Origin of the sequence: Hugonella massiliensis (assembly GCA_001486445.1) — a bacterium.
GTDB classification, from domain to species: Bacteria; Actinomycetota; Coriobacteriia; order Coriobacteriales; family Eggerthellaceae; genus Hugonella; species Hugonella massiliensis.
Map to the genome: position 1 here is coordinate 90,015 of LN908985.1, position 16,438 is coordinate 106,452.

At 64.9% G+C, this 16,438-nt stretch carries 11 protein-coding genes; all 11 read right to left on the reverse strand.

Annotated elements, in window-relative coordinates:
* Window positions 1–85: 85 nt before the first annotated feature.
* Window positions 86–1,744, reverse strand: a complete 1,659-nt coding sequence (locus tag BN3270_RS02180) for a SpaA isopeptide-forming pilin-related protein (RefSeq protein WP_058985559.1) — start codon at window positions 1,742–1,744, stop codon at window positions 86–88.
* A complete protein-coding gene (locus BN3270_RS02185; protein WP_058985560.1) occupies window positions 1,734–4,394 on the reverse strand; it encodes a DUF7601 domain-containing protein in 2,661 nt (886 codons plus the stop codon). Before BN3270_RS02185 ends, BN3270_RS02180 begins: the two co-directional genes overlap by 11 nt.
* A gap of 341 nt (window positions 4,395–4,735) precedes the next feature.
* The gene (hypD, locus tag BN3270_RS02190) at window positions 4,736–5,863 is read right to left on the reverse strand and encodes a hydrogenase formation protein HypD (RefSeq protein WP_058985561.1); all 1,128 of its coding nucleotides are present in this window, start codon (window positions 5,861–5,863) and stop codon (window positions 4,736–4,738) included.
* Complete coding sequence (locus BN3270_RS09425) at window positions 5,864–6,124, reverse strand: HypC/HybG/HupF family hydrogenase formation chaperone (protein ID WP_058985562.1); 261 nt, start codon at window positions 6,122–6,124, stop codon at window positions 5,864–5,866.
* Between the two features lie 153 nt (window positions 6,125–6,277).
* Entirely contained in the window at window positions 6,278–8,704 is a 2,427-nt protein-coding gene (hypF, locus tag BN3270_RS02200; protein WP_058985563.1) for a carbamoyltransferase HypF, read from the reverse strand.
* A gap of 141 nt (window positions 8,705–8,845) precedes the next feature.
* On the reverse strand, window positions 8,846–10,552 hold the full coding sequence (locus BN3270_RS02205; protein ID WP_058985564.1) for a glucose-6-phosphate isomerase: 1,707 nt from the start codon (window positions 10,550–10,552) through the stop codon (window positions 8,846–8,848).
* A gap of 232 nt (window positions 10,553–10,784) precedes the next feature.
* The gene (locus BN3270_RS02210) at window positions 10,785–11,501 is read right to left on the reverse strand and encodes a LytR/AlgR family response regulator transcription factor (RefSeq protein WP_271711881.1); all 717 of its coding nucleotides are present in this window, start codon (window positions 11,499–11,501) and stop codon (window positions 10,785–10,787) included.
* A 286-nt stretch (window positions 11,502–11,787) separates the two neighbouring features.
* Complete coding sequence (locus BN3270_RS02215) at window positions 11,788–13,140, reverse strand: histidine kinase (RefSeq protein ID WP_058985566.1); 1,353 nt, start codon at window positions 13,138–13,140, stop codon at window positions 11,788–11,790.
* 25 nt (window positions 13,141–13,165) lie between these two features.
* Window positions 13,166–14,008, reverse strand: a complete 843-nt coding sequence (locus BN3270_RS02220; RefSeq protein WP_058985567.1) for a sulfite exporter TauE/SafE family protein — start codon at window positions 14,006–14,008, stop codon at window positions 13,166–13,168.
* Window positions 14,009–14,029: 21 nt separating this feature from the next.
* The gene (locus tag BN3270_RS02225) at window positions 14,030–15,307 is read right to left on the reverse strand and encodes a glycosyltransferase family 2 protein (RefSeq protein WP_058985568.1); all 1,278 of its coding nucleotides are present in this window, start codon (window positions 15,305–15,307) and stop codon (window positions 14,030–14,032) included.
* Between the two features lie 29 nt (window positions 15,308–15,336).
* The gene (locus BN3270_RS02230; RefSeq protein ID WP_058985569.1) at window positions 15,337–16,188 is read right to left on the reverse strand and encodes a deoxyribonuclease IV; all 852 of its coding nucleotides are present in this window, start codon (window positions 16,186–16,188) and stop codon (window positions 15,337–15,339) included.
* Window positions 16,189–16,438 lie beyond the last annotated feature (250 nt).

Consider the following 16,438-nt stretch of genomic DNA (forward strand, 5'->3'; position numbering starts at 1 on the left):
GCACATTCCGTTACCCATGCGTTCTGCGCAGGCACCCGCGGCACCTGCACGTGCTCGTGCGCCGCATTCGGCGCAAACCCGAATGTCAGCTATGAGATGACCCCCTTCCCCGTCGTTGAGCGAGGAGGGCAATCGCTCCCGCGAGAGCGACCAGTGCGACCAGGATTCCGTAGAACCGGTCGCCGGTCTTCGGCAAGAGGGAGGCGATTCCGCCGCCCTCGGACGTATCGGTAGCGCTATCGAGCAGCGAAACGTCGGCCTGTCCCGTGGCTGCGTCGAAGGAATCGGCGCGCAGAGGGGCGGCGGCTTTCACATCGGCCTCGATCTGCGTGTGCACGATATGGTCGGGGTCGAGCCCCACGGAAAGAGCGATCGTCGAAGCGCCGTTCGCGAGCACGTAACCCTCGGGCGCCTGCACCTCTTCCACGATGTAGGTTCCGGAATCCACGCCCGCGGCTGCGATCTGGCCGTTGGCGTCGGTGGTCACCGTGGCATCATCGGAAGTCCAGGCGCCGTCCTGGGCAAGATGGCGACCCTGGTCGTCGGTCACGCGCAGCACGGCGCCGGCAAGCGGGGCGTCGTTGGCGGCATCGCGCTTCGTGAGCTGCAGAGCCCACGTGTAGGCGATCGCCGATTGAGGCTGGGTTTCCGCGAAGGTATCGCTGTACGGCGACTTCGGGTAGCGCAGCGTGACTTCGTTGTGGTTGCCCTCGGCGGTGCCCACGGCCGCCGCCGAGGTGAGCGGGGCATCGTAGGTCACGGCCACGCGCGCACCGCCGGCGAAATCGAGGCCGGCGTCCTTCATCGCCTGCATGAGGTCGTCGACGGTCACGTCGAAGGTGGCGCCGTCGTCGGCGGCCGCATAGGCGGTCGTGAAGGCGGAGGGGTCGAGTTCGGTCCATTCGTCGCCGGGTTCGGCGCCGTCGGCCCAGAAAGCGGTCGCGTCATCGGCCGCCGGGGCGGCCACGTATACGTGCACGTTCGAGGGTTCGGCCAAGCCGGCGGAAAGCGTGTCGTGGAAGGCGACGCCGTAGGAACGGTAGCCGGTGATGCCCGCCGGCACCGTGGCATCCAAGCGCCAGGAGAGGCTATCGCCCACCGTGGCGTCCGCCTGCTTCTGCCAGGCGGATGTGGAATCCTCGAGCACCTCTTTGCCGACGGTGGGGACCGCCGCCTTGGCGGTGGCTTGAGCGGGCGAGCCCCCTACCAGCGCCAGAATAGGAGCCGTGGCCGCTTGGTCGGCGCCCACCGCGCTGTCGGCGCTCGCCACGAGCCAGTAGCCCTGGGACAAGGTAGCGGTAGTGCCGGCCGTAAGGGCCGTGGCGGCTGCCTTCGAGGCAAGCAGGTTCTTTGCCATGCCGGCAACGGCTGCATTGAAGGCCGCAGGATCGGCGGTTTCCTTATCTTCGAGCCATGCGGCGGCCTGCGTGGCCGTCGCGCCCGCATAGGTGTCGTCGGCTGCTTCGATAGCCGCAACGACGGCCGCTTCCGCGTCGGCGTTCGCCCACTCGATGTTGGAGGCGATCTTCTCCCCCACGCCGTCGGACACGTCGGCCGCGAACACCTGGTAGGCAGAGAAGCTTGCAGCCGCGCCGTCGGAGGCGGCCACTGTCAACCGGCCGGTGGTCGCGCCGGAAGCGTCTGCCTGCGCGGCGGACGGCAGGCCGACGGCCGCCAGCACGAGGGCGAAGGCGCAGGTGAGCAGAGCGATCAGGCCACTGCGAAAAGCCGTGTTAGAGCTCATCGCTATCGCCCCCTTTCGTTGCCGAATTCATATGGCGCCGATGGAGGCGCACCGCCGCGAGCGTGAGAAGGACGGCGCCTGCCAAGAAGAAGACGCCGAGCCCCGCCTGACCCGAGAGGGGCAGCGTGACCGCACCGCGCGTGTTGGTGAAGGTCGCCTGCGCCGTTGCGTCCTTGGCGATCGTGCCTTCGGCGTTTTCGGACGAGGTGGCGTAGTCGCTATCCGACTGCTCGGTCACCGTGTAGGTGGCGCCCGCCGGCAGGGCGGAAGCCGTCTTGGTCTGACCATCGCTGAGCTTGAAGGTGGCCGTGCCGTCGGTGAAGGTCATGTCCCCGAAGGTGCCGGAAAGATGGGCGCCCGAACCTCCCAATTTCACGGTGAACGCGAATTCACGGGTGGAGTTCACCTCGCCCACCACGTGCTTGGTCACCGAAAGCTCGCCTTCCTGCACGGCGTTGACGACGGCGACGGTCGCATCAGCCGAAAGCGCGCCGGTAGCCGCAGCGGACGACCCGTTATAGGTTGCATCGTAGAGCGGCGCATCGGTCGCGGTGTTCGCGGTCTCCTCCACCGTGTAGGTGGTGCCGGACGGGATGCCCGCGATCGTGACCTGCTGGCCGGCAGTCAGGGTAACGGAGCCCGTGCCGTCGGCGCCGAACGCGATCTTGCCGTCGGCCGGGGCCGTGGCGCCCGAACCGGACACGCTGCCGCCCGTGTAGTCGTAGTCGCCGGAAAGCGGGGTGCCGCTCGCATCCTTCAGCGTGACGTGCAGGGTGAAGGCTTGCGACGTGCTCGCGGCCTGGCCCGAGACGGTCTTGCTCAGCGTAAGCTTGTAGAGACGGGTGTTGGTGAAGGCGGCCGTAGCGGTTGCGTCCTTGGCTATCGTGCCCGAGGCGCCCGTCGCGGTAGACGCATAATCCGCATTCGACGTTTCGGCAACCTGGTAGGACGTGCCCGCGGGCAGGTGCGTAGCCGTCGCGCTCTCGCCGGCCTTCAGGGTGACGCTTGCCACGCCGTTCGTGAAGGTCATGTCACCGTACGTGCCGTTGATGCTCGTATCGCTCAGCGTGACCGTGAAAGTAAAGGCGGTTTGCGAATTCGCCTCGCCCACCACCGACTTGGAAACGGTGAGGCTGCCCTCGTTCGCGGGTTTCAGCGCCAGCGTGGCGTTCACCGGCTTCTGCTTGATGGCGGCGCCGATCATGTGCTGGAAGTTCTTGCCGTCAGATGCGGTGTAGTTTTCCGGATGGGGCGAATACTGGCGGTACTCCTGCAGCCAAGTAAGCGTGTCGGAGGCCGTAATCTCCATATCGGTCGACGTGGGCCTGTCCGTCGATGCCAAGAAGAACTTCGTGCCGGCAGTCACCTTCGTGACCGGCGTCCCATCGGGCTCGTGAGCTGACACGCCCGAGGGGAGCGTGAGCGTGTAGGTGCCATGGTAGTTCGTGCCTTCGGTCACCGAGAGCATGCCCGTCTTCCACACCCCGTACTCGGGGTCGTAGGCGAACTGGCTGTCGCCGGCGATCTTCACGTTGCCCGCATCGGGTTCGGCGCGCAGAACCTGGTCGGCAGAAGCGTAGTTGAGTAGTTTGACGGCAAGCGCCTTTTGCGTGACCTCGCCGCTTTTCGAGGTAAGGGAGTTGTACTCGATGCCGTAATCGCCGAGCACGGCCCAGATGGCGTACTGGGTAGCGTCGTAGGCCCCAGCCTCGGTCACCGTATCGGCGTCGGAGTGGTTCTGGTCCCACAACTTGAGCGGCGTTTCGTTGTCGGTGGCATAGGCCATGGCGACCGCTGCCTGGTAGAAGGGCGTGGCGCGGATCTCCGCCGACGTGCGGCCGGAGGGGGTCGTGGCACCGGTAAAGTAGTACTTGAAGAGCTCATCGCTCACAAACTTCTGGAGCTTTTCAAGGTTTGCTTTATTGTCCGGATAATCGCTGTAGGAGAACACCGTGTCGCCGATGGAGTCGGGGAAGTCGGTCCTAATCCAGCTTGGCGGGTTGAGCAGGGCGTTGAACTGGTCTTCGGTGATGCCCGGCGTCGAGTTGACAATCGTATACATGTTCAGGCCGTTATAGGGATAGCCGGCGTAGAGGATGGCGAGGAGCTTGTTCATGCAGGCATCGTAGTCGGCCTGGGATTTGAATTTTTCCGGCGTCAGATAGCCTTCGATGTAGGAAGGCACGTTGGAGATGCTCGGCGTTTTATGCGGCCAGTGCGACTGGTTGTTCATGCAGTAGAGGATAATGCGACCGTTTGCGCTCTCAGGGTCGAGCACGTAGTGGATTTCTTTTTCCGTGTCATATTGGATCTGCACGGTGCCATTGGCCGCCGCCACGTTGTCGGCTAGAGGCGCACGGGCCGCCGAAGCCTTGATCAGGGTGGTTGCGGCCTCTTCGTTCGCGGTGGACGACGTAGCGGTGGTCGACGCACCTGCATCGCCGGAAGACGATGAGGAAGACGCGGCATCGGTCGCGCTCGAAGCGGTGGTCGACGTCGACGCGATAGTCTCTGCCGCCATCGCGGTGGACGACGCTGCAGGCTCGTCGGCGTGAGCCGGGGACGCGCACGCGCAAAGCAGGCAGACGAGCAAGGCAACAAGGGCGAGGACCGATGCGCCGCCCCTGCGGCGTTCGTGCGTTACGTCCATACAAGGCCCTCCGAATCCCTCGAGAGAAAGCAAGGCGGCGAAGCCTTCGCCTTCGCAGTCGATCCGCCTCTTGCGGCATTTGCCACAAGGCGAAACACCGCCGCACCAGCTGCAAGCTGGTATCTCTCTCTATAGCGTACCGAACGCTATCTTTCAAGTACGGTCCTTCTAGCTTAACCAATCAGGAGTGGGTCCTATTACTTGTTGTTTCAAGCCCATACCTTCTACGCAACCTGACGTTATTAGGGTCATAAGCAGAGATAACGCAGTGCGCCCCCGCAGACGATGATCTGCAGGGGCGCCTGAAAGAAGGGGGAGTTAGAAGCGATTTGCTCCGAACCTTATCGGTAGTAGCGATAGTAAGCAGCGCAGCTGCCCTCGCTCGACACCATGCAGGGGCCGATGGGATTTTCCGGGGTGCACACCTTGTTGAACAGGGGGCACTGGTCGGGGGCCATGGCGCCGCGCAGCACGTCGCCGCACCGGCAGCCCTTGTGCTCGACCGTGGGCTCGACCTGCGGATGGAAACGCTCGACCGCATCGTAGTCGCGGTACTTCTCGCGAATGTGGTAGCCACTGCCCGGAATGGGACCCAGGCCGCGCCAGGTCGCCGCCACCGTTTCGAAGACCTCGTCGATCGCCGCAAGAGCCACGGGGTTGCCTTCGGGACGCACGCCGCGCGTGTAGGCGATTTCGATTTCGGCGCGACCTTCGTGCAGCTGCCGCATGAGCATGGCGATGCCCTGCAGCACGTCGACCGGCTCGAAGCCCGTGACCACGCCGGGAATGCCGTACTCGTCGGCGAGGAACTGATAGCAGGCCGTGCCCGTGATCGTGCTCACGTGACCGGGGAGGATGAGGGCGTTCACCTCGAGCGAGGGATCGGCCACGATGGCCTCGAGCGCGCCGGGCATGTTCTTATGCGCCACGAATACGGTGAAGTTGGGCAGGTGCAGGGCCTGGGCGCGCTTGATCGCCATAGACACGAGGGGCGTGGTGGTTTCGAAGCCCACGCCCACGAAGACGACCTGGCGGTCGGGATGGTCTTGCGCGTACTTCAGCGCGTCGAGCGGCGAGTAGACGATTTCGATCGACCGGCCGGCGGCCTTTTCGGCGAGCAGGCTCGACGTGGACCCGGGCACGCGCGTCATGTCGCCGAAGGTGGTAATCGTGACTTCGGGGATGCGGGCCAGGGCGATCACCGTATCGATGTCCTTGTTGGCGGTCACGCAGACCGGGCAGCCCGGACCCGAAAGCAAACGGGTGCCTTGGGGCATGATGCCGCGAATCCCGTTGCGAGCGATGGCGACCGTGTGGGTGCCGCAGACCTCCATGAGGTTAGCGCTCTCGGGCGCGAGCGCGTAGATCGATTGGATGAGACCGCGCGCGAGCTGGGGATTCTTGAACTGTTTGAGGTCCTGGTTGAGCACGTTGTCGAGCGCGCGCGACCCTTCGCTTTCGACAGCCATCTACACGGCCTGCTTCGCTGCGGCTTCGGGCACCTCTTCGGCAACCATTTCGGGGAACTGCTTCACCAGTTCGAGCGTTTCCTCGGCGAATTCGGGGTCGACGACTTCGATCGCGAAGCCGGCATGGACGAGCACGTAGTCGCCCACCTTCGCCGTCGGCGTGAGGTCGATCGAGGCCTCGCGCGTGGCGCCGAGGATGTTCACCTCGACCATGTTGTTGTCTTTAAGCTCGGTGATTTGAGCGGGAATAGCCAAGCACATAGGTGCCTCCTTCTGTGGGTACTAGTGAGCACTCTACCAATGTGCCCCAGATTTGCAATGGGCGGGATGCCATTTTCGACGGAGCGGGACAACGGGGACGCATCCCGTCGTCCCACCTGGTGGGACGACGGGATGCGTCCCCGTTGTCCCAGCTTACTGGTTGAGGGCGACGACGGCCTGCCCGAACGAGACGCAGGCATCGTTGGGCGGCAAGTCGCGGTTCATGGCGACCGTATAGCCCAGGTCGGCCAAAGCCGGCACCGCGTGCTCGACCAGATAGCGGTTCATGAACACGCCACCCGACAGCACGACCGTGCGCACGCCGTACACCGCTTCGACGATCTGGGCCATTTCGACGATCGCGCGCACGATGGCTTCGTGGAAGCGGCGGGCGATGGCGCCCGTGGGCACCCCCGCTTCGATGTCGTCGAGCAGGGCGCGGAAGACGGGTTCGGGGTCGAGCTGGAGCACCGACGTGTCGAGGGCCGTGCTCTCCTTCGACGCCACGTTCTTCACGATGCCCACGTGGTAGCGGTCGAGCGCTTCGGCGTCGATGGCGGCGGACTCGTCGATCGCGGCCTCGAGCAGGACTGCGCCCTCCCCTTCGTAGGTAGGCTCTTCGCAGATGCCCAACAGGGCGCTCGCCGCATCGAACAGGCGGCCGACCGACGAGGTAAAGGGGCTGTTCAGCCCCCGGTCGATCATCTGCCGGCAGACGGGCGCGGCGTCGCCCAGGCGGCTGGCCAGCCGCTTGCCCTGGGGATGGTCGAGCAAATCGAGCGCCCACAGCAGACCCCAGGCGCACCGCAGGGGATGCTTGATCGCAGCGGCTCCTCCCGGCAGGGGGAAGTAGGTAAAGTTGGCGAAACGCTCGTAGGTCGAAAGGTTGGCAAGCATGACCTCACCGCCCCAGATGGCCCCGTCTTCGCCGTAGCCCGTGCCATCGAAGGCGAATCCGCACACAGGCCCTTCGAGCTTGTTTTCGGCCATGGCCGCCGCCAGGTGGGCGTGATGGTGCTGCACTTCGGTCACGGGAAGGCTCTGGGCGTGAGCCCACTTGCTCGTGAGGTATTCGGGATGCTTGTCGCAGGCCACGCGCACGGGATCGAGCTTGAAGAGCCGTTCGTAGATGCCTTTGGCCCCCAGCCAGGCGTCGTTGGTGGGCGCGTTTTCTATATCGCCGATATGCTGGCTCACGAAGGCCTCGCCGGGGCGCGTGAGCGTGAAGGTGTTCTTCTGCTCGGGGCCGGTGGCAAACAGCACGGGCGCGTCTTCCCCGCCGGACACCGCAAGCGGCACCACCGCCGGCGCGAAACCGCGGGCGCGCCGAATCATCTGCACGCTCGTCCCCCGCTCTCCGAAATCGAGCACGCGCAGGACCGAATCGTCGTAGCGCGACAGGATCGCCCGGTCGTTGCCCAAAAAGGCGTCGGCGATCCCGGCAAGGGCCCGGTAGGCGCAGGCGTCGTCGATCTGGATGGGCTCGTCGTGCACGTTGCCGCTCGTCATCACGAGGAGGCCCGGATAGTCGTGCATGATCAGATGCTGCAGGGGGGTGGCCGGCAGCATGATGCCCAGTTCGGAAAGGCCATCGGCCAGACCGGGCGCGAAGACCGCATCGGCACGCTTCTTGAGCAGCACGATGGGGCGCGCGGGGCTTTGCAGCTGCTGGGCCTCTTCGTCGCTCACGTGGCAGTAGGCGCGAGCTGCTTCAACGGAGGGCACCATGCAGGCGAAGGCCTTGCCCGGGCGGCGCTTGCGACGGCGCAGTTCGGCCAAAGCCAGCGGGTTGGTAGCGTCGCAGGCCAGATGGAAGCCGCCGAGCCCCTTGATCGCGACGATCTCGCCGGCGCGCAGCTTGTCGATGCAGGCCGCGATCAGCGCGTCGCTTTCCTCGCGCGTGGTGCCCCAGTGCATCCGGGGCGCTTCGTGCAGGTCGCCTGCGGGCGCGGCGGCACGGGCCGCCTCTTCCGAAAAGCCCGCCTGGCCCGGGCCCACTTCGGGCACGTACCAGCTCAGGTGCGGGCCGCAGTCGAAGCAAGCGTTGGGCTGGGCGTGGAAGCGGCGGTCGGCCGGGTCGACGTATTCGGTCGCACACGCCTTGCACATGGGGAAATCGGCCATGCTCGTTGCGGGCCGGTCGTAGGGCAGGCCGCGGATGATCGTGAAGCGAGGGCCGCAGTTGGTGCAGTTGATGAAGGGATAGCGGTAGCGGCGGTTGGCCGGGTCGAAGAGCTCGCGGACGCAATCGTCGCAGGTGGCCAGGTCGGGCGATACGAGGGTCGTCTTTTCAGTTGCGGCGTCGTCGGAATAGCGGATCTCGAAATCGGTGAAGCCTTCCAGGGGCACTTCGGCCATCGTGATCTTCTTCACGCGGGCGGCGGCAGGCGCTTCTTCGGAAATAGCCATCACGAATTCGTCGATGTGCTTTTCCTCGCCTTCGGCATGAATATGCACGCCGTCGACGCCGTTTAAAACCCAGCCCTTGATGAGGAAGGTGCGGGCCAGCCGGTAGACGAAGGGGCGGAAGCCCACGCCCTGCACCACGCCGGTTACCTGGATATCGAGTGCCTCTTGCACGAATGCCTCCTTAAACGGACGCGCGCCGCCGGCTGAACCGGGCGGCGCGCGCGTGTCGTTAGTCGATAGGTGCGGTCTGCTGCAAAGCGGACGCGCGCTCCGTTGCGCCCGTGCAGGGACGCTTGATGCGACCGAAACCCGCTAGAGGGTGCGGGCGATCTTCTGCACCAAATCGCCCACCTGGCGCAGGGTAGCGCCGCAGTTATCGGGCAGGTGCAGATGCACCACGCGGCGGCCGCGCTCGGAAAGCACGCGCAGGTCGCCTTCGGCCTGCGATTTCGCCAGCGTGGCGAGCGAGGGCACCTTCCAATCGGGCAGGGGCACGTCCTTCAGCTCGTCGGCCGAAATGATGAGGAAGACGCCATTGTTGGGGCCGCCTTTCTGCAGCTGGCCGGTGGAATGCAGGTAGCGCGGGCCCACTTCCAGGCACGACACCATGCCGAATTCCGACGCGAACGTGTGGCGGATAAGCTCGAGGGCCTCGCGACGGCCTTCGCCCGCGAAGGGCAGGAAGGCGTTGAGCGAGAAGTAGTCGCCGGGGCGCACGCTTTGCATGAGCTTGCGCAGGGCCTCTTCGAGCGTGGCAGCGCCCTTCATCGCATCGGACAGGCGCACTTCGACCTCGCCCAGAACCATGCCGTCGACCTTGCCCTGCACGAAATCGGGCTCGGTTTCGCCTTCGGCGATGACCTGCAGGGTGGCCGCCTTGGCGGAGGCCACGTCGGGCTGGTCGAAGGGGCAGACTTCCATGAGATAGCCGCACATGGCCGTGGCGTATTCCCACATCACGAAGTCTTCGGCCAGGTTGCACACCGTGTCGATGGTCATCGACAGGCGCGGTATGGTTTCCGAAATGTAGGCAAGGCTGACTTCGAAGTTCTTGCGTTCGTCCCAAAGATCGTTTTTGGTCTTGTACATGATCGCCGTGCGGTCGCCCTGGTCCTTGGCGAGCACGAGGGCGTCAGGCTCGATGTTGGGCAGGATGCCCTTGCCGTTCTTACCCAGGCTTTCGGCGATGAGCTGCTCGATCCACAGGCCGAGGACGCGACCGCGCTTCTGCGTGAGGAAGCTGAACTTGTCGCGACCCTGCACGTAGTTGTCGTAGAGGAAGGCCGCCAGGATGATGGCCGGGTTGTCGACCGAGTCTTCAGCGCAGGCGGCTTCCGCGGAGCGGGCATGGTCGAGGAACTCGTCGAGGTCGATGCCCACAAGCGCCGCCGGCACCAGGCCGAAGACCGAAAGGGCGCTGTAGCGGCCGCCCACCGTGGGCTCGCCGGAAAAGACCTTGAGCCAGCCTTCGCGTGTGGCCTGCTCTTCAAGGGCGCTGCCCGGGTCGGTGATGGCGACCAGATGCTTGACGATTTCCTCTTCGGGAAGGGTCTTGGCCAGTTCGGCGCGTACGGCGCGCAGGTAGCTCATGGGTTCGATCGTGCCGCCGCTCTTCGACGAGGTGATCACGATGAGCTTGTGCGGGTCGCACGTGTCGAGCAGGGAGCGCAAGCGCACCGGCGAGTCGGAGTCGAGCGTGCGGAACTTCACTTCCGCGCTGTCGACGCTGTTGTACTTGGTGATGGTCATGGGCGCCTGCGTGGAACCGCCTTCGCCCAAAAGGAGCACCTGGTCGAGTCCGGCGTCTTTGGCCTGCTTGGCGAAGGCCTTGATGTCTTCGATCGGGTAGGGCGGGTTGCTTGCCAGGTCGACCCAGCCCATGAAATCGCGCGCGCAGGCTTCGGCGGCTTCGTCGAAGCTGTACAGCGTGGCGTCTTTGGCGTGCAAACGACTGGCCACTTGGTCCTTCACCAGGGTTTTAGCCGATGGGTAGACCTTTTCCAAATCGCCGCTCAGCATATATCCTCTTTCTTTTTGCAACAGAATCGAAAGCAAGGGGCCCAGCCGAAGCGGGCCCCTTCTTCCATATGCGCAGATTATAGTGCAGCGCGCCTATGGGGTCGAATTTTCGTTGACAGATGGGCACCGGAACACGGCCGAGACCTGCGGGCGGGCGCCGTCTGCGTCGCTTCGCACACGAAAAAGCGGGCGCCGAAGCAGCCCGCCCTTCCATCGGCGCTCTCTGCGCGCGCTAGATGCCGAGTGCCTTCTTCAGCGACGACACGCGACGGCGTGACACGGGAATCTTTTCCTCGCAGCCTTCGAGAGTGAGCAGCAAGGTGCCGCCCGTGACCGATTCGACTTCGGTGACGGCCGAAAGGTTGACCAGGTAGCCGCGATGGACGCGGAAGAAGCCGTGACCGTCGAGGCGCTTTTCGAGCTGGGCCAGGCTCACCGTGCTGAAGTAGCGGTCGGTGTCGGTCTGCAGGTAGGCGTAGTCGTCGTGCGCCATGACGTAGCGAATCGAATCGATGGGGATGAGAATCTTCTTGCCCGCTTTTTCAACCGGAATGCGGTCGAGCTTCTGCACCTTGGCGCGCAGGGAAAGCTGTTCTTCCACGCGGGTGATGGCCTGGTCGAGACGGTCGGATTCAACCGGCTTTACCAGGTAGTCGATCGCGTTGACCTTGAAGGCGTCGATGGCGAATTCGCTGTAGGCGGTCACGAACACCACGGCCGGCGGGTACTTCAGATGACGCAGGGCCTCGGCGAGCTGAAGCCCCGTGGCTTCGGGCATGTTGATGTCGAGGAACATCACGTCGCAGGGATATTCCTTGAGCTTTTCAATCGCCTCGCGCACGCTCGCGGCTTCGGCGACCACTTCGGTCTTGCCGAGCTCGTCCAACAAAAAGCGCAGTTCGGAGCGCGCAGGTGCTTCGTCGTCGACGATGATAGCCTTCAGCTGCACGAAAGCCCCTTCCGTCTGGTCTCTACCGTGTGAATGCATGATTCTACATAGCTCAACAGTATAGTTCATCGCCCGCGGCGCGCGGCAATTGATACCCGCCGACACCCCTATATATGAAGAAAAATCGACAAGGGAGTGAGACTACGGGCAGGGCGTTGTGGGACAAACGGAAGGATGTGTCCAGCTGAGGAGTGTGCCGGACGGGAGGCGCGGCCATGGGCCTGCACGCATCGTTCGGGGCGGCGGCGCACCGAGCGTGAAACGCAGAGCACCGCCTGCCCCCGTCCTAATTCCGCAAGGCCGACGGCGCCTTCTGGTCGATCGAGGCGGCCATCTCCTGGGCGTTCATCGTGCAGCCGTCCTTCAAGTGGAGGGTTATCGTGGTGCCCTTCCCCTCTTCGCTTTCCACCGCCATGAAGGATTCGGGGCCGTAATACCCCTGCACGCGGTCGCGGATGTTGCGTACGGCGATCCCCAAGCCCGTATGGCTCTTGGGGTCCATGATGTTCTGGCGCCGGTCTTCGCTCATGCCCACGCCGTCGTCGACGATCGACAACACGAGCGCGTCGCCTTCGGCTTCGGCCCGCACGCAAATATGCAGCGTGCCCGTGGCCGGCATCGCGTGCTTGACGGCGTTTTCCACCAGGGGCTGCACCATGAAGGCCGGCACGTAGGTGTCGCGCAGCTCGTCGGGCACCTCGCGCGTGAACTGGATGCGGTCCTCGCCGAACCGGGCGATTTCGAAGCCCAGGTAGCGTTCGGTCTGGTCGATTTCGCGATAGAGGGGAATCAGGTCGCTCGCGTCTTCAAGCGTGCTGCGGTAGAACTTGGCGAACTCGCGCAAGAGTTCGCGCGCCTTGGCCGGGTCGGTGCGGATGAAGGAGGCGATCGTGTTGATGGTGTTGAAGAGGAAGTGAGGATTGATCTGGTTCTGCAGGGCCTTGAGCTCCATGCTCGTGGCCAGCTTCTTCTGCTCTTCCATGGCCGTGGCGGCGATTTGGGTAGACAGGAGCTCGCCGAAGCCTTTGGCGATCGACAGCTGCGTTTCGTTGATGCTGCGGGCCGTGGGGAAATAGAACTTCAGGGTGCCCAAGGTTTCGTCGCCGCGCTTAAGGGGAACGATGATCGCACCGTTGATGTGGCCGCGGTCGACGGGGAAGCCGATGTCGTCGGCCGACCGGATGACCCGCAGCGTCCCGTTGTTGAGCACGTCGTGGGTGGCCTGGGTGCGGATGGGCGCGTCGATGGGGTTGAGGTCCTTGTCGATGCCCACGTAGGCCAAGATCGACTGGCGATCGGTGATGGCCACGGCGATCGCGTTGGTTTTGGGCAGAAGGGCCTTGCATACAGCTTCGGCCGATTGCTCGTCGAGGCCTTCGCCCATCACGGCCGAAAGCTGGCTGGCCATGCGCAGGACCTCGTCGATTTGCGCGGCGCGCACCAGGTTGGGGCTGCGGTAGAGGTAAATGAACACGATGAGGGCGCAGGTGAAGCAGACGCCCGCGAGGATCGTGAGGGTATAGCTTTCGTGCGGCAAGGTGCGCTCGTAGACCAGAAAGGCGCCGGTGAGCGCCGCCACCACGAGCGAGAGGGCCTCGCCGACGCGGTAGCGAAGCGGGTGGGAAATGTTTTCGTGCATGGGAACCCCCTTTGCGACCGAGGCGCTAGACCTCGGGGACCATGATTTCGTTGCCGACAAGGATGACGGCGACCACCAGCAAAAAGCCGCCGAACAGAAGGCGCAGGGTGCGCTCGGGCACGTACCTCACCAGGTTGGCGCCCACAAGAGCGCCGGGGATCGAACCCAAGGAGAGCACAAGGCCGGCAAGGATGTGGACGTTGCCCAGCATGATCTGGGCAATCGCCCCCGGGATGGCGAGCAGGGTCACGGCAATCAGGGACGTGCCCGACGCCTGCCTCATGGAGATGCCGCCGAACTGGATGAAGAGGGGCACCATGAGGAAGCCGCCGCCCACGCCCACGTACCCTGAGGCCAAACCGGCCACCGCGCCGGCCGCGACGCCGACGACCGTCTGACGGCGCGTGGCGCGCACGCGGGCGGGACGCTCGGCCGGGACCGTCGCCTTTGCACCCGCCTTCGCCGTGGCCGCGCTCGCCTTCGAGCGACCCGTCTCCTTGGGCATGGCCAGACCCTTCTTGAGCATGGTGAAGGCCGAGTACCCGATGATCACGGCCGCGGTCAGCATGATCGCCCACGAAGGCGAGATGCTCGCCAGATGCACGCCCGCAGGCGACGTGCAGGCGCCCGCCAAGCCGGCGGCCAGCCCCACGCCGATCACGCAGGTGCGGTTGCAGAAATGCCCCACACAGCCCGAAAGCGAGGTGGGGATGATTGCAAGCAGCGAGGTCGCCGTCGCCTGAATCGCTGGCAAACCGAAGGCCAGGCGAAAGAGGGGCACCATGATCGTGCCGCCGCCGATGCCCAACAGCCCCGAAAGCAGGCCGACGAGCACGCCGGCCACCGCCGCAGCGACGAGAGTTAACACGACGAAGCCCTTCCTCTCGCCCTATTCCGTTTCCGCCATATGAAGACGGATGTCGCCCGTGGCGCCCGGGTCGACCGAGGCGCCGTCGGACCGCACGGCTTCGGCCGCGCCCACCACCGCCGACAGGAGCACCGTGCGCAGCATGTCGTCGCCTTCGGTGCGCGCCATCACTTCGGGCCACGTGAACTGAAATCCGAAGTACTTCTGGCAGTTGCGCTTGGCGTAAACCGACGCGTCGCGCGTGGCCGCCCTTGCCGCCTTGCGGTAGGCGCTTTTGTCGGGACGGCCGATGCTGCGCAGCAGGGCCGTGCGCTTGATGCGCTTGGTGATGCCCGGCTCGAGGAAGGGGCCCGGGTAGGGCTCGAGCGAATCGGGCCGCACCTGCTGCAGGTCGATCTGGGTGCGGCTGTACTCGATCTTGCGGTACTCGTAGATCCACCGATAGATGTCCTGGCGGAAGCGCAAGCCCTCGCTCTGCGTGGCGGGCGGCAGGTGAACGAGCTGCCATTGGTTGTCGAACCAGATGTCGGACCCGTACATGCGCAGGTCGAGCATGTAGTCCAAATCTTCGCCGCGCACGATCCAGGGGTCGAAGCAGACGCGCCGGTAGGCTTCGCGGTGAAGGGCCAAGCAGCCGCCGCAGACGTGGTTCGACCGCGACAGGCGCGGGCCCTGCATGGCGTGGTCGATCCACTTGTTGAAGGCTTCGCCCTGCAGCCAGAAGCGGTTGTACCACTTGCTCTGGCTTTTCGAATGGTAGGTGCCTTCGGAATTGAGGAAGTAACCGGTTTTGGCCAGGATGGGGATGCCGCGGCGGGTGAGCTTGCCCAGGCCGTAGACGCCCTTGGCGAGGAAGTCGGGGTCGTCGACCACTTCGTCGTCGTCGATGAAGACGACCGAATCGAAGCCGAAAACGTTGGCCACGAGCAAGCCCAGGTTGCGCACGGCGCTATAGCCGAAGAGGCCGATCTGCTCGTCGAGGTCGGAAAGACCCAGCTGTTCGAGGCGCTGGGCCACCAGGGCCGCTTCGGGCTGGCCCACCACCATGATCGAAAGGTCGGGGAAATCCTCGCAGAGGGCGCGTACCTTCTGCACCGCCTGCCCCGCCGCCGTGCGTTCGCCGCCCACGATGACGGCGATCTGCCCCAGGCCGCGCACCTTGCGCAGCGAATCGAGGCAGCGGCCGAGCTCGCCTTCCTTGTGCAGGGGCGTCAGGTGGTCGAAGGTGGATACGGGGGTCGCCGCACGCGGCTTCAGGCGCGTGGACACGTAGGTGGGGATGACGATAAGAGGGTTCATGGCTCGCCTTCTGGTTGCATGTAGTGCCCCTATTGTAGCGGGATGAGGCGCGCCTCGCGAAGACGGGCGATCTCGCCCGCATAGCCCGCGAGGTCATTGGGGGTTTCCAAATAGAAGGGCAGGTCGCGCAGGGCCGGGTGGCGGGTGACGGAGGAAAGCGCCTCGAAGCCGATACAGCCGTGGCCGATTTTTTCGTGGCGGTCCTTATGGGACCCGCAGGGGTTCTTGCTGTCGTTGAGATGGACGGCCCGCAGGCGGTCGAGGCCGATCGTCCGGTCGAATTCCTCGAGCACGCCGTCGAGGTCGCCGGCGATATCGTAGCCGGCGTCCCACACGTGGCAGGTGTCGAGGCAGACGCCCACATGGCTCGAAAGCTCGACGCCGGCGATGATGCGGGCGAGCTCTTCGAAGGTTCGGCCGATTTCGGTGCCCTTGCCCGCCATGGTCTCGAGCAGGACCGTGGTGGTCTGGTCGGGCGCGAGCACGCCGTTGAGCACGTCGACGATCTTGCGTATGCCCTCATCGACTCCCTGTTTCACATGGCAGCCTGGATGAAAGTTGTACATCTGCCCCGGCGTGTGCTCCATGCGGGCCAAATCGTCGGCGAAGGTGGTGCGGGCGAATTCCTGGATGCGGTCGTCCTTGGCGGCGGGGTTCAAGGTGTAGGGTGCGTGCGCCAAGATCCGCGCGATGCCATGATCGGCGCAAAAGGTGCGGAAGGCGGCCACGTCGTCGGGATCGATGGCCTTGGCCTTGCAGCCGCGCGGATTGCGCGTGAAGAACTGGAAGGTGTTCGCGCCGATGTCTACGGCCGTGCGGGCCATGGCCGTATACCCCTTCGAACTGGAGAGGTGGCAACCGATGGTAAGCGTGTCGCCCATGCGCGTGTCCTTCCGTCGTGCGTGATGTTCCGGGCGGTCCGGGTGGGACGACACCCTCCGTCCCCGTTGTCCCACTCCGGGTGGGACGACACCCTCCGTCCCCGTTGTCCCACTCCGGGTGGGACGACACCCTCCGTCCCCGTTGTCCCACGGGCGGGTGGGACGATACCCTCCGTCCCCGTTGTCCCGCGCGGGTGGGACGACGCCCTCCGGCCGCGGGTGGGACGACACCCTCCGTCCCCGTTGTCCC

Excerpts from the sequence above, each read along its gene's own strand:
- BN3270_RS02205 (WP_058985564.1), bottom strand. The coding sequence starts at position 10,552 with ATGCTGAGCGGCGATTTGGAAAAGGTCTACCCATCGGCTAAAACCCTG.
- BN3270_RS02180 (WP_058985559.1), bottom strand. The coding sequence starts at position 1,744 with ATGAGCTCTAACACGGCTTTTCGCAGTGGCCTGATCGCTCTGCTCACC.
- BN3270_RS02185 (WP_058985560.1), bottom strand. The coding sequence starts at position 4,394 with ATGGACGTAACGCACGAACGCCGCAGGGGCGGCGCATCGGTCCTCGCC.
- BN3270_RS02225 (WP_058985568.1), bottom strand. The coding sequence starts at position 15,307 with ATGAACCCTCTTATCGTCATCCCCACCTACGTGTCCACGCGCCTGAAG.
- BN3270_RS09425 (WP_058985562.1), bottom strand. The coding sequence starts at position 6,124 with ATGTGCTTGGCTATTCCCGCTCAAATCACCGAGCTTAAAGACAACAAC.
- BN3270_RS02215 (WP_058985566.1), bottom strand. The coding sequence starts at position 13,140 with ATGCACGAAAACATTTCCCACCCGCTTCGCTACCGCGTCGGCGAGGCC.
- hypD (WP_058985561.1), bottom strand. The coding sequence starts at position 5,863 with ATGGCTGTCGAAAGCGAAGGGTCGCGCGCGCTCGACAACGTGCTCAAC.
- BN3270_RS02230 (WP_058985569.1), bottom strand. The coding sequence starts at position 16,188 with ATGGGCGACACGCTTACCATCGGTTGCCACCTCTCCAGTTCGAAGGGG.